The organism is Streptomyces monomycini, assembly GCF_022271435.1.
In the GTDB taxonomy this organism is placed as follows: domain Bacteria; phylum Actinomycetota; class Actinomycetes; order Streptomycetales; family Streptomycetaceae; genus Streptomyces; species Streptomyces monomycini.
In genome coordinates this window covers 211,388-233,278 of sequence record NZ_JAFIQY010000009.1, presented here as the reverse complement: position 1 = coordinate 233,278, position 21,891 = coordinate 211,388, and the positions used below count along the sequence as shown (strand labels likewise).

The window sequence follows — 21,891 nt, the reverse complement described above, 5'->3', positions numbered from 1 at the left end:
CGCCCCGTACCGGCGCCGGCCGACCCGCGGCCGCCGCTGCCGCCGGCCGCGCGGCACCGGCTCGCACTGCTGCTTGCCGACCGGACCGGCACCGGCGGCGGCCACCGCCGCGGCACGGCACCCGACCTCACCGAGCTGCTTCCGCAGTGGCTGGCCACGGCCGCCCAGTACGGCTACCGCGCCCCCGAGGCGCTGCTGCCCGCGCTGCTCGACGCGGCCCGCGCGCGGACGGACCTGCGCGCGGCCGCACTGGCCTTCGCCGGGCCGCGGGCCCTGTGGCTGGCGCGGCTCAACGACGAGTGGAAGTTCGCGCTGCGCGGCGTCGGGAGCACGGCCGCGCTGCCCGGCACCGACGAGCCGGAGGCCGTCCACACGCTGTGGGAGGAGGGGCTGTTCGCGGAGCGGGTCTCCCTGCTGGCGGCGCTGCGCCGCCGTGCCCCGGCGGCCGGGCTCGCCCTTCTGGCCACCACCTGGCCGAGCGAGCGCGCCGAGGACCGGCTGATGTTCCTCGACTCGCTGCGGGAGGGCCTGTCTATGGCCGACGAGCCGTTCCTGGAGCAGGCGCTGTCCGACCGCAGCCGCAATGTCCGCGGGACGGCCGCCGAGTTGCTGTCGGCCCTGCCCGGCACCGCGCTCGCCGCCCGTATGGCGGACCGGGCCCGCGCCTGCGTCTCCCTCGTCCGCACGGAGGGCGTCGCGGACCCGACCGGCACGGGCCCGTCCGGCACACGCCCGTCCGGCACGGAACCCTCCGGCACGGAACCCTCCGGCGCGGCCCCGCCCGGCACGGACCCGACCAACACGGACCCGACCAACACGGACCCAACCAACACGGCTTCAACCAACACGGGCCCAACCAGCCCGAACCCGACCGACACCGCCGGACACGCGACGCACCCGCCCCGTACGGAAACCACGGGTACCGACGGCGCCTGGGCGCTCGCCGTCCAGGCCCCGCGTGCGTGCGACGCGGCGATGCAGCGCGACGGCGTGGTGCCCAGGCCACCGAGCGGCCGGGGCGAACGGGCCTGGTGGCTGAGCCAGCTGCTGGAGGCCGCGCCGTTGGAGTGCTGGAGCGGGTGGCTGGGCGGCCGGGAGCCTGCGGAGATCGTCGCCCTTCCGGTGGCGGACGGCTGGCGTACCGAGTTGCACGACGCCTGGTGCCGGGCCGCCGTACGCCAGCGCGACGTGGCCTGGACACGGGCCCTGCTCGGCCCCCCGGCCACCGCTACAACCACAACCACAACCACAACAACCACCGCCACCGCCACCGCCACAACCACCACCACGTCCGGCTACGCCTCCCCCGACAGCCCGGCCGGTTCGTCACGTGACCTGGCACGGCTGCTGACGGTGCTGCCCGAGGACGAACGGGCCCGGTGGGTCGCGGAGTACATAGCGGCCCACGGCTTGTCCGACGCGTTCCGGATGCTCGGGGTGTGCGCGGTGCCGTGGACCGAGCCGCTGGGGCGGGCGGTGGTGGACGCGCTGGACATCGCCCGGGACGGGGGCAGTTATCCGTGGAGTTTCAGCGGCGTGATGGGCCTGGCCGAGCGCTGTCTGGATCCGGACGCCGCGGACCGGCTCGCCATGCTCACGACGCTGACGGACGAGCCGGCGGACGGCTCCCCCGGTGCGGTCGGCTACTGGTCCGAGGCGTTCCAGCGCCTGGTGGGCACGCTACGGCTGCGCGCCACGATGCGGGCGGAGCTGGCCCCGTGACGCCGCCCCGCCCGGTCGGTGTCGCGTCAGGCTGCCAGCTGGCGGACGTTGGCGCGGACCCACTCCACGATCGACGTGGTCGTCGCTCCGGGCGTGAAGATCTCCGCGACGCCCAGCTCCTTGAGGGGCGCGATGTCCGCCTCCGGGATGATCCCGCCGCCGAACACCTTGATGTCCGCCGCGTCCCGCTCCTTGAGCAGCTCTATGACCTTGGCGAACAAGGTGTTGTGCGCACCGGACAGGATGGACAGGCCGATCGCGTCGGCGTCCTCCTGGATCGCGGTGTCCACGACCTGCTCCGGGGTCTGGTGCAGCCCCGTGTAGATGACCTCCATGCCGGCGTCGCGCAGCGCCCGCGCGATGACCTTGGCTCCCCGGTCATGACCGTCGAGTCCCGGCTTGGCCACCACCACGCGGATCGGACCCTGCACACCCATCACTGCCTCCCAGCCCTGCACGGCACGACACGGCTCCTGCACGGGGCAGGGCCGCCGGACCGACATCCGAATGGCGGCCGCGCCGGCCGCCCCAAGCGTGAACGAACGTTATCGCCAGCATCCCGTACCCGGCCGTTTCGTAACACGGAGGGAGGGGGAAATCACACGTTGGGACACGTTCGCTACGCGTTGCGTTCCGCGGTGGTTCACCGGCGGGGCGGACGCACGGGGAGCCGCAGTGAGGTCGCCGCGCCTCCGCGCCGTCAGCCGCACGGCACGGAGGCCCGGCCGTTGAACGCATCCGTCTTCGTATCCGTACGCCCGGGCAGCAGCTCGTTCACGTACTTGTACGTTGCCGGAAGCGGCTGCCCACGACGGGCTACGGGGGACAGAGTCGTCTCCCGCGTGCCATTCGGGAGGTCGGCCATGAAGGCCTTGCCCTTTCTCTGCTGTCTGGCCCGCCCCACCGCGCTGCTGCGCGCGACGGTGATGGAGCTGGCGATCCTCGTCGGGCATCTTCTGCTGTACCCGACCGGCATCCAGCAGGAACAGCACAGAGCCCTCCCCGGCACGCCCCCGGACCCCGGGCCCGGGCCCGACGCCGGCCCCGGGCCCGTCCCCACCACCGACCCGGAGATCGCCCCCGCCCCCTCCCCCGTCCCGGCCCTTTCCCCCGTCCCCTCCCCCTCCCCTTCTCCCCGAGCCCCCCTGCTGCCCACAGAGGGCCGCGCCCATCCGCCGGTGCTCCTGCTGCACGGCTTCATCGACAACCGTTCGGTGTTCGTGCTGCTCCGCCGCTCACTGCTGCGGCACGGCTGGCGCCACGTGGAAGCGCTCAACTACTCCCCGCTCACCTGCGACCTGCGCAAAGCGGCCGAGCTGCTGGGCCGTCACGTCGAGCAGATCTGCGAGCGCACCGGCCACAGCAGGGTCGATCTGGTGGGGCACAGCCTCGGCGGTCTGATAGCGCGCTACTACGCCCAGCGCCTCGGCGGTGACCTCCGCGTGCGCACCCTGGTCACTCTCGGTACGCCGCACGGCGGCACCCGCGTCGCGCCGCTGATGTCGGCCCACCCCCTCATACGGCAGATGCGCCCGCATTCCGACGTGATCGAGGAGTTGGCGCGGCCCGCCCCGAATTGCCGTACGCATTTCGTCTGCTTCTGGAGCGACTTGGACCAGCTGATGGTCCCGGTCGAGACCGCGCGTATCGATCACCGGGATTTGATCACCCGCAGCGTGCGGGTATCCGGCGTCGGGCATCTCGCGCTCCCGGTCAACGGCGCGGTGGCGGCCGGAATACGGGAGGCGCTCGGCGCCGAGGAGGTCGCGGAGGAGAGCGCGAGCGCCACGTCGGTGGCCTGACCTCCACGGAGCCCGGCCGCCGCCCGCCGCCGCCTCGGGCGGATCTTCGCCGCGGGCACTTTCCAAGGTCGCGTCCGCCCATTCGATCTTCTGGCGCGCACACCAGCAGCCCCACACCACCTCGAACGCGCTTCGAACGCGGCGCCAAGAACGCGCATAGTGTCCGCCGAAAGGCGGCCAAATGCCCGTTGCCGAGAAGCCCGAAACCTGCCGAAGATTGTCGCCGTCACGTACTGCCGGGTACAGTCGCCGCTAATTCTCCTGCTGCCGAGGCGAAAGAGAAGTGGTGGTGAACGACCGTCACTCGCCGGAGTCCCCCGCTCCGGCTGTCCCCTCTCCCGACGCCTCGTATGCGCACTACCCGGCCTACGGGTCCTACGGACACCAGGACACCCAGGCTGGCCATGCCGCATACGGCGGCGGCGACCCGTATTTCGGCGCGCTCCCCGGCCACCAGGCCACCGGTGCGCACGACGCCGCGCCGTACGGCACCGCCGCGTACGGGACCGACGCGTACGCCGCGTACCCCGCCGATGCCCAGAACGGCGGCTACGACCCGGGTACCCACCCCGCGGGCACCTATGACACCGGAACGTTCAACTCCGGCGCCCAGGCCACCGGCCCCCACCCGGACGCGGCCTACGACCCGTACTCCCACACCGCGTACGACACCGCGTACGGCACCACCCACGACACCTCCTACGACGCCGCGTACGACACCGGCGGCTATCGAGCCGAGGCCCCGGCCGGGCCCGACGGCTACGAGGCCACCGCGGTCTGGGGCGTCGTCGGCGAAGGCCTGATTCCCGGCATCCCCGCCCAGGCGGGCCCGCCGGAGCCGGGTGTTCCGTACGGCGCCGACGCCAGCTCCCAGTGGGAGACCATGACGTGGGCCGGACCGGGCATTCCGGGCCTGGGCCGGACCGGGAACGATCCGTACGACCCCGGGCAGCCTTACGGTTCCGAGCCTTACGGTTCCGATGCGTACGCGAACACAAACGATCAGTACACGTCCGCTTACGGCGGATACGAGGCGTTTTCCGCCGCCGACCCCGCGGACAACCGATTCGCCGAGGCTCTCACCCAGACCACCCCGGCCATTGGCCCGGACTTCGACGGCCTCAAGCCTGTCGACGACGGCGAGCCCGTCGACGGCCCGGACGACCTCCACGGCCCCGACGGCATGCCCACGGACGCCGCCGACATCACGCCCGACGACAACCCCGCCGCCTCCGCCGCCGTCTCCCCCGCTTCCGTCCCCGGCGCACGCGCCTCCCGCTCACGCCGGGCCGCACCGGGCGGCGGTACGTCCGGCCGCGGCCGCCGCCGTACCGCGAAGCGTTCCGCGCTGCTCACCGTCGCGGTGCCCTCGGTCGCCGCGATGGGCGTGTGCGCCGTGGCCGCCGCCTCCGTCACCAGCGGTGCGGAGAACGGCGCCAAGGACAACACGACGGCCCGGGCAGCCGGGGAGCCGGCCGTACAGCCGGCCGTGGCCAACAACAAGCTCGACACCCAGCTCGCCAGCCTGAGCGCGGGCGCCGACGACTTCGCCAACCGCGCCAGCCGTACGCAGGAGCGCATCGACCTCAAGGCCCGGCAGGCCGCCGAGAAGCAGCGCAAGATCCAGGAGGCGGCGCGCAAGGAGGCCATGCGCCCCAAGTTCGCGCTGCCGGTCGCGCAGCACGGGCTGAGCGCGCTGTACGGGCAGGCCGGCCTGAACTGGATGTCCGTACACACCGGTATCGACTTCCCGGTCGACTACGGCACGCCCGTCATGGCCGCCACCGACGGCACCGTACGCACCCAGTTCAACGTCGCTTACGGCAACATGGCGATCGTGACCGCCGCGGACGGCACCGAGACCTGGTACTGCCACCTGAGCACCACGAAGATCCGGTCGGGCAAGGTCAAGGCCGGGGACCAGATCGCCTACTCGGGCGACTCCGGCAACTCCACGGGACCGCATCTGCACTTCGAGGTGCGCCCCGGCGGCGGCTCGGCCGTCGACCCGCTGCCGTGGCTGCGCAGCCACGGCCTCAACCCGAACTGACCGGCTGACCGTCCGGCGTCCCGCTCCGGGACGCCGGACGGCCCCGGAGCGCCGGACGGCCCCGGAGCGCCGGACGGCCCCGGAGCGCCGGACAGCCCCGTCAGAGCCTCAGAGCTTCTCCACCGGCGCGTACCGCAGCAGCAGCCGCTTCGGCTTCTCGCCGCCGAAGTCGATCGTCGCCTCCGCGTTGTCGCCGCTGCCCTTGACCGCGACGACCGAGCCCAGCCCGAAGCTGTCGTGCGTGACGCGGTCGCCGACCGCCAGCGAGACCACCTCGCGGTCCTTGGCGCGCCGGGTCGCGAAGCCGCTCGGCCCGGCCTTCGTGCGCGAGGAGGACAGCCCGGAGCCGAAGCCCCCGCCGCCCGTGCCCGACATCGCGCCCATCGAGGCGGAGGGCGTCGCGGGCCCGGTGCGCCGCCAGTCGAGGTACTGCTCCGGGACCTCCTCCAGGAAGCGGGACTGCGGGTTGTACGACGGCTGGCCCCAGGCGCTGCGCATCGTCGCGCGGGTCACGTAGAGCCGCTCGCGGGCGCGGGTGATGCCCACGTACGCCAGGCGCCGCTCCTCCTCCAGTTCCTTGGTCTGGCCGAGGGCGCGCATGTGCGGGAAGACGCCGTCCTCCATGCCGGTCAGGAAGACGGTGGGGAACTCCAGGCCCTTGGCGGTGTGCAGCGTCATCAGGGTGATGACGCCGGAGCCTTCCTCGTCCTCGTCGGGGATCTGGTCGGAGTCGGCGACCAGCGCGACCTGCTCCAGGAAGTCGGAGAGGGTGCCCGGGTTCTCCTCGCCGCGGTCCTGCTCGAATTCCAGGGCGACGGCGGCCAGTTCCTGGAGGTTCTCGATGCGGGTCTCGTCCTGCGGGTCGGTGGAGGCCTGCAGCTCGGCGAGGTAGCCCGTACGCTCCAGGACCGCTTCCAGGACGGTGGCGGGGCCCGCGCCGGACTCGACGATGGTGCGCAGCTCTTCCATGAGCGTGTTGAAGCGCTTGACGGCGTTGGCGGAGCGCGCGGCCATGCCGTACGCCTCGTCGACGCGCCGCAGCGCCTGCGGGAAGGTGATCTTCTCGCGGGCGGAGAGCGCGTCGATCATGGCTTCGGCGCGGTCGCCGATGCCGCGCTTGGGCACGTTCAGGATGCGGCGCAGCGGGACGGTGTCCTCGGGGTTGCTCAGGACGCGCAGGTACGCGAGGACGTCGCGGACCTCCTTGCGCTCGTAGAAGCGCACGCCGCCGACGACCTTGTAGGGCAGGCCGACCCGGATGAAGATCTCTTCGAAGACACGGGACTGGGCGTTGGTGCGGTAGAACACCGCGACGTCGCCCGCCTTGGCGTCGCCCGCGTCCGTCAGCCGGTCGATCTCGTCGGCGACGAACTGGGCCTCGTCGTGCTCGGTGTCGGCGACGTAGCCGGTGATGCGGGGGCCTTCGCCGGCGTCCGTCCACAGGTTCTTGGGGCGGCGGTTCTCGTTGCGCTCGATGACGGCGTTGGCGGCGCTGAGGATCGTCTGCGAGGAGCGGTAGTTCTGCTCCAGCATGATCGTCGTGGCGTCCGGATAGTCCTCCTCGAACTGGAGGATGTTGCGGATCGTGGCGCCGCGGAAGGCGTAGATCGACTGGTCGGCGTCACCGACCACGCACAGCTCACCGGCGGTCTCGGCCGGTCCCACCAGCTCCCGGACCAGGGTGTACTGGGCGTGGTTGGTGTCCTGGTACTCGTCCACGAGGACGTGCCGGAAGCGGCGGCGGTAGTGGTCGGCGACATCCGGGAACGCCTGGAGGAGGTTGACCGTGGTCATGATGATGTCGTCGAAGTCCAGGGCGTTGGCCTCGCGCAGCCGGGCCTGGTACATCGCGTACGCCTCGGCGACCGACTTCTCGAACCCGTCGGCGGCCTGCTGGGCGAAGGTCTCCTCGTCGATGAGCTCGTTCTTGAGGTTGGAGACCTTGGCGCTGAAGGACTTGGGCGGGAACCGCTTGGGGTCGAGGTCCAGGTCCCGGCAGACCAGGGCCATCAGGCGCTTGGAGTCGGCCGCGTCGTAGATCGAGAAGGACGAGGTGAAGCCCAGCTTCTTGGACTCGCGGCGCAGGATGCGCACGCACGCGCTGTGGAAGGTGGAGACCCACATGGCGTTCGCCCGCGGGCCGACCAGCTCCTCGACGCGCTCCTTCATCTCGCCCGCGGCCTTGTTGGTGAAGGTGATCGCGAGGATCTCGCCCGGGTGCACACCGCGCGCGCCGAGCAGATGCGCGATGCGGTGCGTCAGGACGCGGGTCTTGCCGGAGCCGGCGCCGGCGACGATGAGCAGCGGGCCGCCGGTGTGGGTCACGGCGGCCTTCTGCTGGTCGTTGAGCCCCTCCAGGAGGGCGGCCGGATCCACCGCGGGGCGGGGGGCGCCGTCGCGGTAGTACGGGTCGCGGCCCGGGCCGACGGCGTGCGGGATGCCGCCGGGCACGTCGAAGCGCCCGCCGAACAGGTCGGCCGGGATCTCCTCCGGTGCCGGACCGTCCTCGTCCTCGGGAGGCGGCGGGGGCCCTTCACCCGTGGGTTCGAGGTCCGCCAGGAAGCTGTCGTCAAAGAGGCTGCTCATCGCCCACCGAGTCTAGGCCGCCGCACTGACAGCCCGGCCCGTACCGGCAAAACCGGCCGTGTGAGGTGGCCCGCCCCGCCCCGGCCCCGCAGCGGACGGTCACGGCCGGCCACCGCCCCCGTACCGGACGGGTACGACAGCCACCGTCCCCGTACGGTCACAAGTGACTCAGAACACGCCCCGGACTCGACAAGATAACGAAAAGGTTTCGGGCATATCGAACATCAGCCTTCACAGGAGCCACACGGGTTGGCTACCGTGCTCGCTCGGGCAGCCCGCGTCCCCGCGGCCGACAGCGTCCGCACGGGCCGCCCCCGCCGAGTCCGGCCCTGCCGCCAGGCACCCGGAGCCGGGGACCCACACGTACCACCGGGGTGAATCGGCCGGTACGGCACACGGCGGGAGACGGAGCGGAGTGCACCTCCGAAGCCGCTCCCGCAGCCGTACGGACCGTAGGGCAAACCTTCCGACGCGCCCGAACCCGACAGCTAACCCGGTAGGCGGTCCACGGAAGGAGTCGCCGGCCTTGGCGTCGCACCGCAAGCCGCGCACCCGCATACTCACCACCCCCGGCAGCCGCCGTACGGCCGCCGGGCTCACCACCGCCGCCCTCGCCTCCGTCACCCTGCTCTCGCAGACCGCCGAGGCCGCGCCGCGTCAGCCCCGGCAGTCCGTCGAAGAGGTCAGGCAGAAGGTCGACGACCTCTACCGCCAGGCCGAGGTGGCGACCCAGAAGTACAACGGCGCCAAGGAGCAGGCCGACCAGCAGCGCGGCACCGTCGACCGGCTGCTGGACGAGTCCGCCCGGCGCACCCAGAAGATGAACGACGCGCGGCGTGAGCTGGGCGTCTACGCCTCGGCCCAGTACCGCACCGGCGGCCTGAGCCCCACCGCCCAGCTGCTCCTCGCGCAGAACCCGCAGCAGTTCGCCGACCGCAGCCACCTCATGGACCGGCTGACCGGCCGGCAGCAGCAGGCCGTCACCGACTACCAGGAGCAGCAGGCCGCCGCCGTACGGCAGCGCGCCGAGGCGACGCGGAGCCTGGAGCGGCTGACCGAGACCCAGGCGTCCCTGAAGGAGTCCAAGAAGGACGTCCAGGACAAGCTGGCCGAGGCCCGGCAGCTGCTGTCGCGGCTGACCGCCCAGGAGAAGGCGCGGCTGGCGGAGCTGGAGCGCAAGAAGGAGGCCGAGGCCAAGCGCAAGGCCGAAGAGCTGGCGCGCAAGCAGGCCGAGAAGGAGCGCAAGGAGCGGGCGGACCGCGAGCGGCACGACGGTCCTGGTCAGGGCACCGGTTCCGGGTCGCCGGGCAGCGGTACCGGCGAGGGCTCCGGCCGCGGGACCGGGGGTGGCTCGGTGGACGACGGTACGTACGCGACCAAGGCCGCCAAGGCGCTCGCGTTCGCCCGCGCGCAGACCGGCAAGCCGTACGTCTGGGGCGCGACCGGCCCGAACTCCTACGACTGCTCCGGCCTGACGCAGGCGGCCTGGAAGGCGGCGGGGGTGTCCCTGCCGCGCACCACCTGGGACCAGGTGAAGGCCGGCGACCGGGTGGCGACCAAGGACCTGAAGCCGGGTGACCTGGTGTTCTTCTACGACGACATCAGCCACGTCGGGATGTACATCGGCGACGGCAAGATGATCCACGCGCCGAAGCCCGGCGCGAGCGTACGGGTCGAGTCGATCTACTACATGCCGATCTACGGGAGCGTCCGACCGGCATGAGAAGAGGGCCGCGGGGCACGCGCCCCACGGCCCCTGGCAGGCCCTCGTCAGCCGTCGCTCACGTCCACAGCAGGGCGATGAAGATGTTGACCATCGTCAGCAGCCCGACGGCCAGGAAGAGGGGCTTGTCCACCTTCTCCTCGTCGCGCTTCACGTAGACCAGGCCCAGGATCACGATCAGTACGCCGAGCTTGACGCCGAGCTTGACGTTGTCGAGCGAGTGGTCCTGGGCCTGGTTGAGGCCGACCAGGGCGATGCCGGTCACCAGCATCGTCAGCGCGCCGTGCAGCATGGCCGGCGTGAAGCGGGCGGTGCCCGCGCTCATCGGCTTCATCTGGGTCAGGAAGCCGCCGAGCAGCGAGGCGATGCCGATGATGTGCAGACCCACGAAGACCTTGGTTACTACGTCCATAGTGGTGGATCGTAGCCCTGGCCTCGCGCCGCTCCTCACTCAGGTCCGCCTCTCCTGGCGTTCCGGTCCGGCGTTCCGGTCCGGCGTTCCGATCTGACGTTCCGGTCACAGCCCGCACTCAGCCCGCCCCGAGGCGGTACGGACCCGGACACCGGCGCCCATCGTCGGACCGAAAACGAGCAATACCCGGCAACCGGCCGCCTTTCCGGGGCCCCGAGGTTTAGCGTCCTTCATCAGGCGGCCGACTCCCCACCGCCGCCGGATTCCGCCCCGGCGGTCGTCGGCCGTCCCCGCCGAGAGGAAGGGCGGCGGCCCGCTCCCCCTGTTACGGGCCGCCGCCTGACCCAGCCGGGACACCATGTGCGTACGGGGCCGGAACGTACGGCGCGCAGTCGGCCGGATCAGCCGGAACGTACGGCGTTCGAACGGCCGGGACGGTGATGTACAGGCGCCGCGCAGCGTCCCGTCTTAAGATCGGCCGCATGAACCTCCCTATAGACAACCCCCCTATAGATACGACCGGTTCACCCCTCCCCTCCCTCGCCTCCCCCGCGCCTCTCCCACCCCACCTCCCGGATCTCGTCCGGGTCTGGGTGCACGGCTGGACGCGCTGCCGCGGCACCGCCGCCCCCGTCGCCACGCGAGGCGGCTTCCACGTCGAGATCGGCCGCCCGGGCCAGCCGGGCCGTTACGTCTTCCCCGTCGCGGACCCGGACGTCCTGCGGAGCCTCACCGCCTCGATCACCGCCCCCAACCTGTGGGTCAAGGTCTGCGCCCCGCGCGCGGTGGTCGCCCCCGTACTGCCGTCGGGCTGGGAGTTCGACGAGCCGCAGTTCCTGATGTCCGTCACGCTGGCCGCCCCCGGCGAGCCCTCGGCCCGCCGCCCCCGCGCCCCGGGCGGCTACACGGTCGAAACGGTCGACAAGGACGGCAACGGCATCATCGACTGCCGCGTCCTGCACACCGCGACCGGCGACCTGGCAGCCCGGGGCCGGGCCGCGGTCACCGACGCCGGGACGCCTCCGGCCGCGATATACGACATGATCAACACCAGTGCGGGGCACCGCCGCCGCGGTCTGGGCGGCCTCGTCATGAACGCGCTCTCCGCGCACGCCGTCGCACTGGGCGCGGCCCACGGCCTTCTGGTGGCCAGCCCGGAAGGCCGGGCCCTCTACCGCTCGCTGGGCTGGCGGCTGCACGCCCCGGTCACGGCCGCCCGCATCCCGCCACCGCCTGGCAGCGGGCCCGGTGCCGCCCCGCCGCCCGCCGGGACGTGATCACGTCCTGCGTCAGGACGTGACCACACCGCTGAGCCACCGGAAGACCTCCGGTATCTGGTTCTTCCACACGGCCGTGCCGTGGCCGCCCGCGCCCGGCGGGATCAGCTTCACCTTGACCGTGGTCGGGTTCTGGGCGAGCTGCTTGAGGGCGAGCCCGGCCTCGTAGCCGTCCCCGGACGCGCCGGAGACGTAGAGCGCGGTACGCGGCGGCTTGCCCGCCTTGTTGGCGGACTTGAGGATGGTGACCGGGTTGCTCTCGACGCGGAGCTTGGGGTCCTTGCCGGCCAGGGAGGCGGGCTCCAGCTTCGGGTCGTTGAAGCCGGAGAGGCTGACGGCGGCGCGGTAACGGTCGGGGTGGGCCAGCGCGAGCTTGGTGGCGCAGTGCGCGCCCGCCGAGTAGCCCGCCAGCGCCCAGGATTCGGCCTTGTCCTCGGCCCGGAAGTTGTCGATCACCATCTGGCGCACGTCGACACTGAGCCAGCTGTCGGCGTTCGCCTTGCCCGGTATGTTCACGCAGCCGGTGTCCACGCTGCCCAGGAGGGTGGTGCGCGGCGAGACGAGGATGAAGGGCTTGATCTTGCCCCGTTCCATCAGCGACTTCAGCTGCTCGGGCGCCTTGAGCGTGCCCATCCAGGACTTGGCGGAGCCGGGGAAGCCGGGCAGCATCTGCACGACGGGGAACTTCTTGTCCCGGTACGCCGGGTCGTCGTACTGCGGCGGCAGCCACACGTACACCTCGCCGCTCACACCCGAGATCCGCCCCTTGAACTCGCCCTCCTGGACGCCCGGGCCGACCACCGAGTCCTTCGGCGGCCCGAACGCCACCCGCTGCTTGGGCTCGTCCTTCAGCTTCAGCCCGCCCAGTCCGTCCGGTCCGAGGTCCTTGGCGGCTTCGACGTGGTCGGACGTGCCGAGCAGGTCGTCCCAGTTGTCGTAGAGGCTGTTGGCGTTGTTGACGGCGACGAACACCAGCGTGATCGCGGTGGCCTGGGCGAACAGCAGCATGCCCAGGCGCGCCAGACCCCGTACGAACTGGGGACCACGGACGCGGCTCCACAGCGCGAACGGCAGCACGACGGCGACGACCAGCAGCGCGATCGCAGTGAGGAAGAAGGGCGTACCCGTCAGACTCATCGGGGATCTCGCTTCCAGGGGACGGTGCGGCGTGGGCATGGTTCTGGCCCTGCCGTCGGCAGCGAGCCTCTCCGCAAGATTAGATGGTCATCCGACAGCGCTCGGTTGCCCCCCTTGGAACCTTCTTTGCACACCTCGGCAGACGGGTGTCCGCGCGGGATAAACCTGACAACCGTCATACGAACGTGTGGGCGATGCAGTACTAAAGACAGATGTGCGGGGGCGTTGCGGCCGGGAAGATCGCAGACAAGCCGGAAACCCGGCGGTCCGAACACCGGCAGGGGCTCGCCGGAGCCCCCCGGTCACGACCAGACGGAGATCACCATGCCCCTGCACCCTCCGGCCCGCCCCAGCCGCCGACGGTTGAGACTGGCGGCCACCACCACGGCCGCCGCACTGGCCCTGCTCGCACCGGCCCTCCCCGCCTCGGCCGTCGGGACGGCCACCCCACCACGCCCCACGCCCGCCGCGGCCGCCTTACCCACCCTCGTCACCGCGCCCACTCCTCCCGCAGTGCCGGCCCCGCCGCACCACACCGGCTCGGACCGCACGACGCTGGACCGCAATGCTCTGGACCGCGAGGCTCTGGACCGCACCTTACGAAATCTGCACGACGTAGGCATGTACGGCGCCTACTCCGCCGTCCGGGACGGTGACGCGTCCTGGCAGGGCGCCTCCGGCGTCGCCGACGTACGGACCGGCCGCCCGACGACGCCGCAGCTCCAGCACCGCATAGGCAGTATCACCAAGACGTTCACCGCCACCGCCGTGCTCCAGCTGGCCGGGAAGGGCCGCATAGACCTGGACGCGCCGATCGGCCGCTACCTGCCCGGCCTCGTCCCCGGGGCACGCGGCCAGGCGATCACGGTACGGATGCTGCTCAACCACACCAGCGGCATCGCCGATTACGGCTACGCCATCTGGCAGAAGCCGGAGGACCTGGAGAGGCAGCGTTTCCACCGGTGGGACCCGCGCGAGCTGGCCAGGCTGGGCCTGGCAGCGACACCGACCGGCAAGCCAGGCGAAACCCATCACTACGCCAACACCAACTACGTGATAGCCGGGTTGCTGCTCCACAAGGTCACCGGCCAGACGCCGGAGAGATACATCACCGACCACGTCATCCACAGGGCCGGACTCCAGAACACCTACTTCCCGACCTCACCCTGGATCGCCGGACCGCACTCCAAGATGTACGAGGGCCTGAACGGGGAGTTCGACCCGCCGCGTGACTTCAGCGTCCACGACATGTCCTGGGCCGGTACGGCCGGCTCGCTGGTCTCGACGATGGACGACCTCAACCACTTCTTCCGGGCCCTGCTGACCGGCAAGCTGCTGGGCCCGGCGGAGCTGCGCGAGATGCAGACCACGGTGCCGACGGAGAGTCCCCGGCTCCGGTACGGGCTCGGCATCTTCTCACTGGATGCGACCTGCGGCCGGTTCTGGGGCCACAACGGCCTGGTCTCGGGCGCAGCGACCGACTCCCTCTCCAGCCCGGACGGCCGGCGGCAGGTGTCCCTCGGCACGAACCTGGTGCGCTACTACGGCATAAAGGCGGACGGCACCGAGATACTGGGCCCGATAGACGACGCCAAGGCCATGCACATAGGCCAGGCCCTGTGCGGCACTCCCTCCAAGGGGACGGAGGGCTAGGCAGGGCCAAGGGCCGCCGCAGGCACATCGGCCGGGGCGAGGGGCTCGGGCCAGGGGCCGGGGCGAAGGGGCCGGGGCGAGGGGCTGGGGCCGGGGTGACGGGCCGGGGAGCCCGGTCAGGCGCGGCGCTCGCGGCTCAGCCACAGGCCGGTGCCCGCGCTGAGCGCGCCGACGCCGCAGGCCACGCTCAGCAGGATCTGTTTCACACCGTCCTCGACCATCATGTTGACGAACACGTTGGCCAGCAGGCAGACGGCGAGCAGCAGCCAGAGCAGGGCCTTCATGGGGGTTCCTCCGTGGCGGTGGCGATGAGCGTGACGGTGAGGCGGTACGGCTTCGACTCTTCCGGACGGAGACCGCGCCGACGATGGGGCCAACACCCCGACCGGGGTGTGGCCAGCACCCCGGTCGGGGACGGGCGCGGGGCCCGTATGAGGACGGGCGCGGGGGCCGGTACGGGGACGGACGGGCCGGTACAGGACCGGCCGCGGGGCCCGTACAGGACCGGGCGCGGGGCCCGTACAGGACCGGGCGCGGGCTCTCCCTCCCCGGAACCAGTTCGCCAGGTTCTGTCCGCTCCGTCAGTGGGGCCGGTCCAGTCGCGCCCGGTGACGCTGGAGATCGGCCTCGGCGACCTTCACAGTGATCAGTTGGCCTTCCTCGGCCAGCTGATCCGGGGTCTCGGCCGGCTGGTCGGTCAACTCGAAGAGAGGAAGGAATCCCTCGACGTCGGGAGCGAGCCGCACGGCCACGCCAAAAGAAACGATCTTGACGACCGGCCCGGTGAGGACCCGGCCGACCTGATCCGCGAGCCGATTGAGCGGATCTTCCTGAGGAGCCTTCAAGGAGAGCGCGACCTGTCCGGCGCGCGTCACCGTGATCAGCACTCAGCGGTGATCCGCTGGCCGGCTTCGACTGCCTCGGAGGGGAGGTCGATCCCGCCCCCCGTCAGTTCCGGCACCCAGACACCCGGGCACCCGGGCACCCGGACGAAGCCGGTGCACAGGCCGTCCGGTTCGCCGTCGGCGTGCACGAAGACCCCGAAGTTGTGCACCCCGGAGACCGTTCCGGTGACGACCTGCCCTCGTTCGAGCGTGAGGAGGAACGCTCGCAAGGCCGGTATCTCGCACGCCCTGGCTGAGAGTTGCAGCTGACCTCCGCACCAATGCCCGATCTCTTCGGCATCGATCTTCTGGCCGACTTCAAACAGCTCGGATGGATGCCCCGTCCGGCACATCGACGCTTCCTGCTGAGAAATCGGCCCTGGTGTCCTAGCCCAGACACCAGGGGGCAAGTAACTCGCCGGTAGGGTTCTTCGGCTCGGATTCGCCGGTGCCGGGCGCCGGGCGGCTCGTTGGGCCGTCTGGGTGAACGCCTGGATTGTCGACGGCGAAGGGGCGGGCGTGCGACAGGAGTGGTCGCCGGAAGACGTGGTGGCGTGCTGGACCCTGGTGGATGGCGACTGGGACTTGGTGGCGAACAAGTCCGGCCCGACTCGGTTGGGCTTTGGCCTGATGCTGAAGTTCTTCGACGTCGAGGGCCGCTTCCCGGAGTTCGTCGAGGAGTTCCCGCAGGCGGCGGTGGAGTACGTCGCCGGGCTGGTGAAGGTGCCGGCGGGCGAGCTGGCGAAGTACGACCTGGCGGGGGCGAAGCGGCACCGCAAGCAGATCCGTGAAGCGCTCGGCTTCCGGCCGGCGACCTTGGCGGACGAGGAGACGCTGACGGCCTGGCTGGCGGCGGATGTGTGCCCGGTGAGTTGATGGAGGAGCGGCAGCGGGAGGCGCTGCTGGTGGAGTACCGGTCCCGGAAGATTGAGCCGCCGGGCCCGAGCCGGGTCGAGAAGATCCTGGTCGCCGCGCGCGGCCGGTGGGAGAAGGAGTTCTGCACCAGGACGATCGAGCGCCTGGGGCCCACCTGCGGCGGCCGCCTGCTGGCGCTGGTGGCACAGGAAAACGACGAGGGCGCCACGCTGTTGGCCGCGCTCAAGCGCGATCCGGGTGCGGTGGGGCTGGACTCGCTGCTGACGGAGATCACCAAGCTGACGGCCGTTCGGGAGCTCGCGCTGCCGGACGGGCTGTTCGCGGACTGTTCGGAGAAGCTGCTGGCCGCCTGGCGGGCGCGGGCGATCAAGATGTATCCCTCGGATTTCCGCGACACCGCGGAGGACGTACGGATCACGCTGCTCGCGGCCTTGTGCTCCTCCCGCAAGGCGGAGATCACCGACGCGCTGGTGGAGCTGCTGATCGCCCTGGTGCAGAAGATCAACGCCCGTGCCGAGCGGCGGGTGGAGCGGCAGCTGACGGCGGAGCTGAAGAAGGTCCGCGGCAAGGAAGGCATCCTGTTCAAGCTCGCCGACGCCGCGATCGGCAAGCCGGACGAGGTGGTACGACGGGCGCTGTTCCCGGTGGTCGGGGAGAAGACGCTGCGCGACCTGGTCGCGGAGGCCAAGGCGAACGAGAAGGTGTTCAAGGCCAAGGTCCGCACCACGCTGCGCTCGTCCTACAGCTCGTACTACCGCAAGATGCTGCCGCCGCTGCTCGCGACACTGGGCTTCCGCTGCCACAACACCGCCTACCGGCCGGTGATGAACGCGCTCGCGCTGCCGGCGAAGTACGCCGAGGTCGACGGCAAGACCCGCTTCTACGAAGCCGGCGAGACGGTGCCGATGGACGGCGTCGTACGGCGGGACTGGCACGAGGCCGTGGTGGACGAGCGCGGCCGCGTCGAGCGGATCCCGTACGAGCTGTGTGTGCTGGTGCCGCTGCGGGACGCGATCCCCCGCCGGGAGATCTATGTCCAGGGCGGGCAGCGCTGGGGCGATCCGGAGGACGATCTGCCCGGCGACTTCGAGGCCACCCGCGCCGTGCACTACGCGGCGATCCGCCAGCCGCTGGACCCCGAGGAGTTCATCGCCGACCTCAAGCAGCGGATGACCGCCGGCCTGGACCGGCTCTCCACCGCGCTCGCCGACGGCTCCGCGGGCGGGATGAAGGTCACCACCCGCAAGGGCGAGCCGTGGATCACCGTGCCAAAGCTGGACAAGCTGCCCGAGCCGACCGGCCTGGAGGCGCTGAAAGAGGAGGTCGTCCGCCGCTGGGGCGTCCTGGATCTGCTGGACGTGCTGAAGAACGCCGACTTCATGACCGGCTTCACCGACGAGTTCGCCTCTATCGCCGCGTACGAGCGCATCGACCGCGCGACGCTGCAGCGCCGGCTGCTGCTGGCGCTGTTCGCGCTGGGCACGAACATGGGCATCCACGCGATCGTGGCGACCGGCGAGCACGGCGAAACGGAGGCGGCGCTGCGGCACGTGCGCCGCTACTTCATCACCGTCGGCAACCTGCGCGCCGCGGTGACGAAGCTGGTCAACACCACCTTCGCCGCCCGCGACGCGGCGTGGTGGGGGCAGGGCACGGCATGCGCGTCGGACTCGAAGAAGTTCGGGTCCTGGTCCTCGAACTTCATGACCGAGTACCACGCCCGCTACGGCGGCAACGGCGTGATGATCTACTGGCACGTCGAGAAGAAGAACGTCTGCATCTACTCCCAGCTCAAGAGCTGTTCGTCGTCCGAGGTCGCGGCGATGATCGAGGGCCTGCTACGGCACTGCACGGACGCCGAGATCGAAGCCAACTACGTCGACACCCATGACGCGAGCGTGGTCGGCTTCGCGTTCACGGAGCTGCTGAACTTCCGGCTGCTGCCCCGGTTGAAGAACATCGGCAGTATCCGCCTGTACCGCCCGGACGACTGCCCGCCGGGCTGGCCGGCCCTCGGCGCCTCGCTCACCCGGCCCATCAAGTGGGAGCTGATCGCCCAGCAGTACGACCAAATGGTCAAGTACGCCACCGCGCTCCGCCTCGGCACGGCGGAGGCCGAGCAGGTCCTGCGACGGTTCACCCGCGGCGGCCCCAAGCACCCCACCTATGCCGCCCTGGAAGAGCTGGGCCGCGCTGTGCGCACGATCTTCGCTTGCGACTACCTTGCCAGCCCCGAACTGCGCCGCGAGATCCACGGCGGGCTGCAGGTCGTGGAGAACTGGAACAGCGCGAACACCGTGTTCCATTACGGCAAGGACGGCGCGCTGACCGGCCCGGACCGGGAACACGCCGAGACCTCGATGCTCGCCCTGCACCTGCTGCAGTCCGCGCTCGTCCACGTCAACACGCTGCTGGTGCAGCAGGTCCTGGACGAGCCGGCCTGGGCAAAGAAGCTGAGCGATGAGGACCGGCGCGGCCTGACCGCGCCGTTCTGGTCGAACGTCAATCCGTACGGCACCTTCCACCTCGATATGGACAAGCGCCTCGACCTGGGCCTCACGGTGCCCCGTCCGCGCACCCCGGCGGATGCCGCCGACCGATCGCCCACGAAGGCGCGATGACCGAGGCGTTGAGCAGCGAGGCTGCTTCACCGAGCAGGCGATCACCGGTCTTGAGGTGCAGATTGTCGGCAGTGGACTGATCCGCCGTCCCCGACGCGCACGTAGCGCGAGGCCCACGGATTCTCTCGGGGCGGCGTCGCTGCGGAACTCGCTGATATGGCACTGATGGGCGGTGTCAGGATGGCGTGACGTTCCCAGCTCGGATCTGCTCGGTGGCTTCGCGGAAGGCCGGGGCGGCGTGCTCGAAGTAGTCGAACAGCACTGCCCGCTGCTCCGGGGTGTAGCGGTCGAGGACCGCGGCGATGGTGCGGCGGGCGGGTGCGACCAGGCGGGCGATGCCGCCCAGGGCCTCGGCTACCGGCTTGACGATGACCTTGCGGCGATCTGCGGCGTCGGGGGTCCGGCGCACATAGCCGGCGCGTTCCAGGCGATCGATCAGGCGGGTGGTCGCTCCCGTCGTCAGGCCGGTGCGCTCCGACAGCTGCCCAGAGGTGAGCCCGTCGGCAAACGTCAGCTGGCTCAGTGCGTACCACTCCGTGGCCTGCAGTCCGGCGGCTGTGGCTGCGGCGATGCTGTGCAGGCCCACCGCGTCCAGGTAGGCGCGATAGATCTCCCCTTCGCGAGGATTTTCGCGGTTTGCCACGTTTCCCATCCATCTCTTACAGTCATACCTGCACACATGCAGATACTTACTCCGTGCAGATAAATTCAGCCTACCAGGGAGACGCCATGACCACCGCACAGGACCGACAGGCCGTCACCGACGTCATCGACTCGCTCATCGACGCCTGGCGCCGCCACGACGCCGACGCCTACGCGGCGCCCTTCACCGATGACGCGACCTACGTCACCTTCGTCGGCACCTACTACCAGGGCCGCCAGGACATAGCCGACAGCCATCGCGTCCTCTTCGCGAAGTACCTCAAGGGCACCCGGCTGGCGGACGAGATCCTCGACGTCCGCTTCCCGGCACCGGGTGTCGCCGTGGCGACCGGCCGCGGCGACACCTACAAGGGCAAGCACCCGGAGAAGCTCTCCAAGGTCCAGACCTACACGCTGGTCCGCCAGGCGGACGGCCAGTGGCGCATCGCGGCGTTCCAGAACACCAAGCGCAAACCGCTGATGGAGGCGATCTCCTTCAAGACCGCGCCCGGCCTGATCCCGGCCGCGCAGAGGTAATCCCGGCTGCGCACAGGAACCGGCCGGACAGCCGCAAGGCGGCCCGGCGGTGTTCCGAATACACCGTCGACCAGGCAAAACCAACCCACAGAAAGCTAAGCGAGCACCCCCATGACCACTGAACACATAGCCACGCCCGCCCACGACACCATCTCCCCCACGCCCTCATCCCGGCCGCGCCGACGGCGCCTCAAGCGAGCGCTGGGCATCTCGGCGCTGACCGTGGCCGTGGCCGCAGGAGGCGGCTACCTCTGGCCAAGACCACCTCGGATGTGCACGAAACCGGCCAGGCGGACTGCACGAAAGTCACGCCCACCGGCAGTCACGCCACGCACCAAGACCATGCCGCCGTCTGCGCCGTCATGGACTCCCTCATCGAGGCATGGGACCGCAACGACGCCGACGCCTACGGCAAGCAGTTCACCAAGGACGCCACCTACACCACCTTCGTCGGCAGCCATTACGAAGGCCGCAAGGACATCACCGACTCCCACGCGGCCCTCTTCGACGACTTCCTCGAATGCAGCAAGCTCGCCGACACCTACCTCGACGTCCGCTTCCTCACCCCGGACACGGCCGTGATCACCGGCCGCGGCGACGACTACACCGGCGACAAGCCGGACGAGCTGTCCAAGGTCCAGACCTACACGCTGGTGCGTGACGCAGACGAGCAGTGGCGGGTGGCAGCCTTCCACAACACCCAGCGCAAGCCCGTCATGGAACGCATCTCCTTCATCTTCTCGCCCGACACCAAGCCGCAGGCCGAACGATGACCGGACCGCGCAGGGCGCTGGTGACCGGCGCCAGCGAGGGCATCGGAAGGGCGTTGGCACGCCGGCTCGCCGCGAACGGATACACCATCACCGCGGTGGCCCGCAGCCAGGAACGCCTGGACGCGCTGGCTGGTGAGCTCGGTCCGAGGCACCACGCACTTGCCGCGGACCTGGCTACCGAAGCGGGATGCCACCGCGTACGGCAGGCGCTGCAGAACACCCGCTACGACCTGCTGGTCAACAACGCGGGCGCGGCCACTGCCGGACCGTTCGCCGAAGTGTCGGCGGAGCAGGCCATATCCATGATCCGGCTGAACTGCGATGCCCTGGTGACCTTGGCGCACGCCTTCCTCGGTGGTGCCCGATCGGGCGATGCCTTGATCAATGTGGCCTCCACGCTCGCGTTCGCGCCCATGCCGCAGCTGAGCGTCTACAGCGCCACCAAGGCGTTCGTGGCCTCGTTCTCCGAGTCGCTGTGGGCCGAGCAACGGCCGCGCGGGGTCTATGTGATGGGGCTGTGTCCTGGCATGACGGCCACGAAGTCCCAGCCACATACGGGCGATCAGGTGCCGGCCGGCATGGTGCAAACCCCCGAGCAGGTAGCGGCCACCGCCGTGGCAGCCCTGGAGCGCCGCCATCGTCCCACCGTCATCTCCGGCACGAAGAACACCGTGTTCGCCGCTGTAACCCGAACCATGCCGCGCAGACCGCTCCAGCGGATGCTCGGCAACGGCCGCACCTCCAGCACGCCACCGCCGCCTCACGCGACAGAGCGCACATGACCATCTGTAACGCACATCCATGCACACCCGAAGGGACAAGCCTCATGAACAACCGCAAGATGCTGGCCGAGGCCACCGGATATGTGGAACTACCGCCCGCACAGGTACGACGAACGTTGGTGGCCAAGTTCTCCGACGGCTACGTCGCCGTCGATGAGTCGGACACACACGTCGGCGCACAGGGCTCCTGGTGGGCCCGCCAGGAGTACGCGCTGCAGCCCGAGCGCCGGGGCACCCGAGTGACCCTGCGGGTCTACAACATCGCCGGCAAGGCACGCTGGGCCGTCCCCCTGGTCAACAAGTTCTTCATCGGCTTCCCGCACGCCATGCAGACCGAACTCGACACCCTGCTGGCGGCGATGCCCGCACCGTCGCGCCGCTGATCGCGGCGTCGGCGAAGTGTCGGCAGACGAT

General features: G+C 70.6%; 20 protein-coding genes and 1 riboswitch. Of the genes, 12 read left to right on the top strand and 8 right to left on the bottom strand.

The annotated features are described in order from the left end of the window. A partial coding sequence (locus JXZ78_RS14435) for a DUF5691 domain-containing protein (RefSeq protein WP_238783105.1) occupies positions 1 to 1,722 on the top strand: 1,722 nt, incomplete at its 5' end. 26 nt (positions 1,723 to 1,748) lie between these two features. Here JXZ78_RS14435 and icmB read toward each other — a convergent pair. Then, entirely contained in the window at positions 1,749 to 2,159 is a 411-nt protein-coding gene (gene icmB / locus JXZ78_RS14430; protein ID WP_030024580.1) for a coenzyme B12-dependent isobutyryl CoA mutase small subunit, read from the bottom strand. A 426-nt stretch (positions 2,160 to 2,585) separates the two neighbouring features. Here icmB and JXZ78_RS14425 point away from each other — a divergent pair, with 426 nt between their 5' ends. Together JXZ78_RS14425 and JXZ78_RS14420 are read left to right on the top strand one after the other, a co-directional pair. After that, a complete protein-coding gene (locus JXZ78_RS14425; protein ID WP_238783104.1) occupies positions 2,586 to 3,524 on the top strand; it encodes an esterase/lipase family protein in 939 nt (312 codons plus the stop codon). 289 nt (positions 3,525 to 3,813) lie between these two features. After that, positions 3,814 to 5,574, top strand: a complete 1,761-nt coding sequence (locus tag JXZ78_RS14420) for a M23 family metallopeptidase (RefSeq protein ID WP_030025103.1) — start codon at positions 3,814 to 3,816, stop codon at positions 5,572 to 5,574. A 108-nt stretch (positions 5,575 to 5,682) separates the two neighbouring features. Here the strand turns inward: JXZ78_RS14420 and pcrA are convergent, their stop codons facing one another. Further along, positions 5,683 to 8,160 carry a DNA helicase PcrA gene (gene pcrA / locus JXZ78_RS14415; RefSeq protein ID WP_030025104.1) on the bottom strand — a complete coding sequence of 826 codons (2,478 nt, stop codon included), beginning with the start codon at positions 8,158 to 8,160 and terminating at the stop codon, positions 5,683 to 5,685. Between the two features lie 320 nt (positions 8,161 to 8,480). Further along, a riboswitch (cyclic di-AMP (ydaO/yuaA leader) is annotated at positions 8,481 to 8,678 on the top strand. Positions 8,679 to 8,686: 8 nt separating this feature from the next. On the opposite strand from pcrA, the gene JXZ78_RS14410 reads away from it, so the two are divergent. Next, complete coding sequence (locus JXZ78_RS14410) at positions 8,687 to 9,883, top strand: C40 family peptidase (RefSeq protein ID WP_030025105.1); 1,197 nt, start codon at positions 8,687 to 8,689, stop codon at positions 9,881 to 9,883. 58 nt (positions 9,884 to 9,941) lie between these two features. On the opposite strand, the gene JXZ78_RS14405 is transcribed toward JXZ78_RS14410, so the two are convergent. Beyond that, positions 9,942 to 10,295 carry a hypothetical protein gene (locus tag JXZ78_RS14405; protein ID WP_030025106.1) on the bottom strand — a complete coding sequence of 118 codons (354 nt, stop codon included), beginning with the start codon at positions 10,293 to 10,295 and terminating at the stop codon, positions 9,942 to 9,944. Positions 10,296 to 10,888: 593 nt separating this feature from the next. On the opposite strand from JXZ78_RS14405, the gene JXZ78_RS14400 reads away from it, so the two are divergent. Continuing rightward, positions 10,889 to 11,572 (top strand): GNAT family N-acetyltransferase, encoded by a 684-nt coding sequence (locus JXZ78_RS14400; protein ID WP_238783103.1) that lies wholly within the window; start codon positions 10,889 to 10,891, stop codon positions 11,570 to 11,572. Positions 11,573 to 11,584: 12 nt separating this feature from the next. Here JXZ78_RS14400 and JXZ78_RS14395 read toward each other — a convergent pair whose 3' ends face one another. Next, on the bottom strand, positions 11,585 to 12,709 hold the full coding sequence (locus JXZ78_RS14395) for an alpha/beta hydrolase (protein ID WP_030025108.1): 1,125 nt from the start codon (positions 12,707 to 12,709) through the stop codon (positions 11,585 to 11,587). A 324-nt stretch (positions 12,710 to 13,033) separates the two neighbouring features. On the opposite strand from JXZ78_RS14395, the gene JXZ78_RS14390 reads away from it, so the two are divergent. Then, entirely contained in the window at positions 13,034 to 14,362 is a 1,329-nt protein-coding gene (locus tag JXZ78_RS14390) for a serine hydrolase domain-containing protein (protein ID WP_078624739.1), read from the top strand. Positions 14,363 to 14,478: 116 nt separating this feature from the next. On the opposite strand, the gene JXZ78_RS14385 is transcribed toward JXZ78_RS14390, so the two are convergent. The 3 genes from JXZ78_RS14385 to JXZ78_RS14375 form a co-directional block, all read right to left on the bottom strand. Beyond that, on the bottom strand, positions 14,479 to 14,646 hold the full coding sequence (locus JXZ78_RS14385; protein ID WP_167745497.1) for a hypothetical protein: 168 nt from the start codon (positions 14,644 to 14,646) through the stop codon (positions 14,479 to 14,481). A gap of 297 nt (positions 14,647 to 14,943) precedes the next feature. Next, positions 14,944 to 15,249 (bottom strand): S1 RNA-binding domain-containing protein, encoded by a 306-nt coding sequence (locus tag JXZ78_RS14380; RefSeq protein ID WP_050503103.1) that lies wholly within the window; start codon positions 15,247 to 15,249, stop codon positions 14,944 to 14,946. Beyond that, positions 15,243 to 15,476: a S1 RNA-binding domain-containing protein gene (locus JXZ78_RS14375; protein WP_238783102.1), complete on the bottom strand. Its 234-nt coding sequence runs from the start codon at positions 15,474 to 15,476 to the stop codon at positions 15,243 to 15,245. The genes JXZ78_RS14380 and JXZ78_RS14375 overlap by 7 nt, the downstream gene beginning before the upstream one ends. Before the next feature lie 289 nt (positions 15,477 to 15,765). On the opposite strand from JXZ78_RS14375, the gene JXZ78_RS14370 reads away from it, so the two are divergent. Further along, positions 15,766 to 16,122, top strand: a complete 357-nt coding sequence (locus JXZ78_RS14370) for a DUF4158 domain-containing protein (RefSeq protein WP_208870253.1) — start codon at positions 15,766 to 15,768, stop codon at positions 16,120 to 16,122. Next, the gene (locus JXZ78_RS14365; protein ID WP_208870254.1) at positions 16,107 to 18,743 is read left to right on the top strand and encodes a Tn3 family transposase; all 2,637 of its coding nucleotides are present in this window, start codon (positions 16,107 to 16,109) and stop codon (positions 18,741 to 18,743) included. Before JXZ78_RS14370 ends, JXZ78_RS14365 begins: the two co-directional genes overlap by 16 nt. Positions 18,744 to 18,918: 175 nt before the next feature. Here the strand turns inward: JXZ78_RS14365 and JXZ78_RS14360 are convergent, their stop codons facing one another. Further along, entirely contained in the window at positions 18,919 to 19,386 is a 468-nt protein-coding gene (locus JXZ78_RS14360) for a MarR family winged helix-turn-helix transcriptional regulator (RefSeq protein ID WP_030025110.1), read from the bottom strand. A gap of 86 nt (positions 19,387 to 19,472) precedes the next feature. On the opposite strand from JXZ78_RS14360, the gene JXZ78_RS14355 reads away from it, so the two are divergent. The 4 genes from JXZ78_RS14355 to JXZ78_RS14340 all read left to right on the top strand — a co-directional run bounded on the left by JXZ78_RS14355 (position 19,473) and on the right by JXZ78_RS14340 (position 21,860). After that, positions 19,473 to 19,922 carry an SgcJ/EcaC family oxidoreductase gene (locus JXZ78_RS14355; protein ID WP_030025111.1) on the top strand — a complete coding sequence of 150 codons (450 nt, stop codon included), beginning with the start codon at positions 19,473 to 19,475 and terminating at the stop codon, positions 19,920 to 19,922. Between the two features lie 272 nt (positions 19,923 to 20,194). Then, on the top strand, positions 20,195 to 20,695 hold the full coding sequence (locus JXZ78_RS14350; RefSeq protein ID WP_238783101.1) for an SgcJ/EcaC family oxidoreductase: 501 nt from the start codon (positions 20,195 to 20,197) through the stop codon (positions 20,693 to 20,695). Beyond that, on the top strand, positions 20,692 to 21,477 hold the full coding sequence (locus JXZ78_RS14345) for an SDR family NAD(P)-dependent oxidoreductase (RefSeq protein ID WP_030025113.1): 786 nt from the start codon (positions 20,692 to 20,694) through the stop codon (positions 21,475 to 21,477). Before JXZ78_RS14350 ends, JXZ78_RS14345 begins: the two co-directional genes overlap by 4 nt. A gap of 44 nt (positions 21,478 to 21,521) precedes the next feature. Beyond that, positions 21,522 to 21,860: a hypothetical protein gene (locus tag JXZ78_RS14340; RefSeq protein ID WP_050503105.1), complete on the top strand. Its 339-nt coding sequence runs from the start codon at positions 21,522 to 21,524 to the stop codon at positions 21,858 to 21,860. Positions 21,861 to 21,891: the final 31 nt, after the last annotated feature.

Bases quoted from the DNA above. Each gene is read 5' to 3' on its own strand.
- icmB (WP_030024580.1), bottom strand. From the start codon at position 2,159: ATGGGTGTGCAGGGTCCGATCCGCGTGGTGGTGGCCAAGCCGGGACTC.
- JXZ78_RS14425 (WP_238783104.1), top strand. From the start codon at position 2,586: ATGAAGGCCTTGCCCTTTCTCTGCTGTCTGGCCCGCCCCACCGCGCTG.
- pcrA (WP_030025104.1), bottom strand. From the start codon at position 8,160: ATGAGCAGCCTCTTTGACGACAGCTTCCTGGCGGACCTCGAACCCACG.
- JXZ78_RS14405 (WP_030025106.1), bottom strand. From the start codon at position 10,295: ATGGACGTAGTAACCAAGGTCTTCGTGGGTCTGCACATCATCGGCATC.
- JXZ78_RS14395 (WP_030025108.1), bottom strand. From the start codon at position 12,709: ATGAGTCTGACGGGTACGCCCTTCTTCCTCACTGCGATCGCGCTGCTG.
- JXZ78_RS14390 (WP_078624739.1), top strand. From the start codon at position 13,034: ATGCCCCTGCACCCTCCGGCCCGCCCCAGCCGCCGACGGTTGAGACTG.
- JXZ78_RS14385 (WP_167745497.1), bottom strand. From the start codon at position 14,646: ATGAAGGCCCTGCTCTGGCTGCTGCTCGCCGTCTGCCTGCTGGCCAAC.
- JXZ78_RS14355 (WP_030025111.1), top strand. From the start codon at position 19,473: ATGACCACCGCACAGGACCGACAGGCCGTCACCGACGTCATCGACTCG.
- JXZ78_RS14345 (WP_030025113.1), top strand. From the start codon at position 20,692: ATGACCGGACCGCGCAGGGCGCTGGTGACCGGCGCCAGCGAGGGCATC.
- JXZ78_RS14340 (WP_050503105.1), top strand. From the start codon at position 21,522: ATGAACAACCGCAAGATGCTGGCCGAGGCCACCGGATATGTGGAACTA.